The sequence below is a fragment of the Sphingomonas sp. genome (assembly GCF_031380695.1).
Classification (GTDB): Bacteria; Pseudomonadota; Alphaproteobacteria; order Sphingomonadales; family Sphingomonadaceae; genus Sphingomicrobium.
Map to the genome: position 1 here is coordinate 1 of NZ_JANMWY010000243.1, position 1,875 is coordinate 1,875.

The 1,875-nt window shown below is 65.8% G+C and carries 3 protein-coding genes; 1 reads left to right on the forward strand and 2 read right to left on the reverse strand.

Annotated elements, in window-relative coordinates; translation table 11 throughout:
• A partial coding sequence (locus RMN84_RS08600; RefSeq protein WP_309611763.1) for a GreA/GreB family elongation factor occupies positions 1-487 on the forward strand: 487 nt, incomplete at its 5' end.
• A gap of 55 nt (positions 488-542) precedes the next feature.
• Here RMN84_RS08600 and RMN84_RS08605 read toward each other — a convergent pair.
• Positions 543-1,055, reverse strand: coding sequence for a cupin domain-containing protein (locus RMN84_RS08605; RefSeq protein WP_309611764.1), 513 nt, complete (start codon positions 1,053-1,055; stop codon positions 543-545).
• 158 nt (positions 1,056-1,213) lie between these two features.
• Positions 1,214-1,875: amino acid racemase (locus tag RMN84_RS08610; RefSeq protein ID WP_309611765.1), on the reverse strand; the 662-nt coding region annotated here is incomplete at its 5' end.

Consider the following 1,875-nt stretch of genomic DNA (forward strand, 5'->3'; position numbering starts at 1 on the left):
TGCCCCCCTCACCCCGCCCCCACCCATGAGCGTCGCCTTTCGCCGCGAGTCCGATGAGGAGCATCTCGAGCCGCGGTTCGAGCTGCCGATCCCGCCCGGTCCCAACCTCGTCACGCCGCGCGGCCTGGCGCAGATCGAGGCCCGCGCCGCCGAGTATGAAACCCTGCTCGCCACGACGCAATCCGAGGAGAAGCGCAAGGCCACCCTGCGCGACGCGCGCTACTGGCGTCAGCGGCTCGCCAGCGCGACCCTCGCTCCCGTCCCCACCGGCGACACCGTCGCCATCGGCACAAGCGTGACCTTCCTCCGCGACGGCACCGCGCGCACGCTGACCATCACCGGCCACGACGAAAGCGACCCGGCGACCGACCGCATCGCCTTCACCGCCCCCCTCGCCCGCGCGCTGATCGGCGGCGAGGTCGGCGAGCACGTCGACTTGCCGGGGTCCGCAACCCCGCTCACCATCACGGCGATCGAGGTCCTGTAGCACTGCCCGGCGCAAGGCACGGGATGGCCACTGGCCACCCCGTGCACCCCTGCTCTTACGGACAATTGTTCGGCTTGGGCCGATCCAGCCTGAACGGCGGCCCGACGAATCCCGCCGGCTTGACGGTCGTCGCGAAGAACACCGCTACTGCCGAGCTCGACGCATTGCGGGCATTGTGCGGGACATAGGCGCCTTCGATGAAAGACTGGCCGACGCCATAGGTATGCGCCGTGCACAGCGGATTCGATCCATCGGACCAGGTGATGCTGCCCTGCGTGACCGTGATGAACACGGGACTGGGATGTGCGTGCCAGCCGCTCGATCCGCCCGGCTGGACCGTCAATTTGTCGGTGGCGATATCGGTTTCGTCCAGCGTCTTGAGGTGAAGACCCCATTTGCCGGTCTTGTCGTCCGCCGTGTTGATGTTGAGCACGCCGAAATGCCCGCTCACCACCCCCGACGGAGCAAACCCTGAACCCGGCGTCGCCAAAGCGGACACACTGACGACGGAGGTCGCGACCAGCGCTGTCGCAGACATTCGCAAGACGAGTAAACATATGTTGCTCATTGCAGGTCCTTCCTGATTTAGGTGGACGCCACAGGCCGTCGATCCGAGTCGACGACGCAACATCATGCGCCTGCGCAACAATTAATGGAAATTGTCTTTTTTCATTGCTCAATGTTGTGCCAGAACGGGATTGCGAGACCGGACCACTGCTCGCAATCTCAGGCTGCCGCCCGCTCGCCTTCACCCTCCGCCGTCTCGGCGGCTCCCAAGATCCACTCGACCGCCGACCGGGCATGGATCGCGGTCGTGTCATAAACCGGCAGGACATTCGCCCGAACGTCGACGGCCATCACGAGCTCGGTACAGCCCAGCACGATCGCCTGCACCTTGCGCCGGCTGAGTTCGGTAATCAGCGTGCGCAGCTTGCGCTGGCTCTCGCGCACCACCCGGCCCGCCGCCAGCTCTTCATAGATGATGCGATGAACTTCGCTGCGCCACTCGGGCGAAAGCTCGATCAAGCTGAGTCCCTGCGCGGTGTACGCCTCGCGGGCAAAGCCCTCGGTCATCGTGTAGTTGGTTCCCAGCAAGGCAACCCGCTCATATCGGTCGGACACCAGCCGCTCGGCCGTCACCGCGCCGATGTCGATCAGCGGCAATTTGGTCGCCGTCTTTACCGCGCCGGCGGTCTTGTGCATCGTGTTGGACGCAATCAGCAGCCCGTCGCAGCCCGACTTCTTGAGCCGCAGTCCCGCTTCGACCGCGAGGCCGATGACCCCATCCCAGTCACCCGCCTGCTGCATCGCCGCCACCGGGGCAAAGTCGAGACTCTCGAGAGCCAGCGACGCACTGTGCAGCCCACCCAGCCGCGCCGCGACCGCCT

What these genes read in the sequence shown, in the direction of transcription:
- RMN84_RS08605 (WP_309611764.1), bottom strand. Translation starts at nt 1,055, where the DNA reads ATGAGCAACATATGTTTACTCGTCTTGCGAATGTCTGCGACAGCGCTG.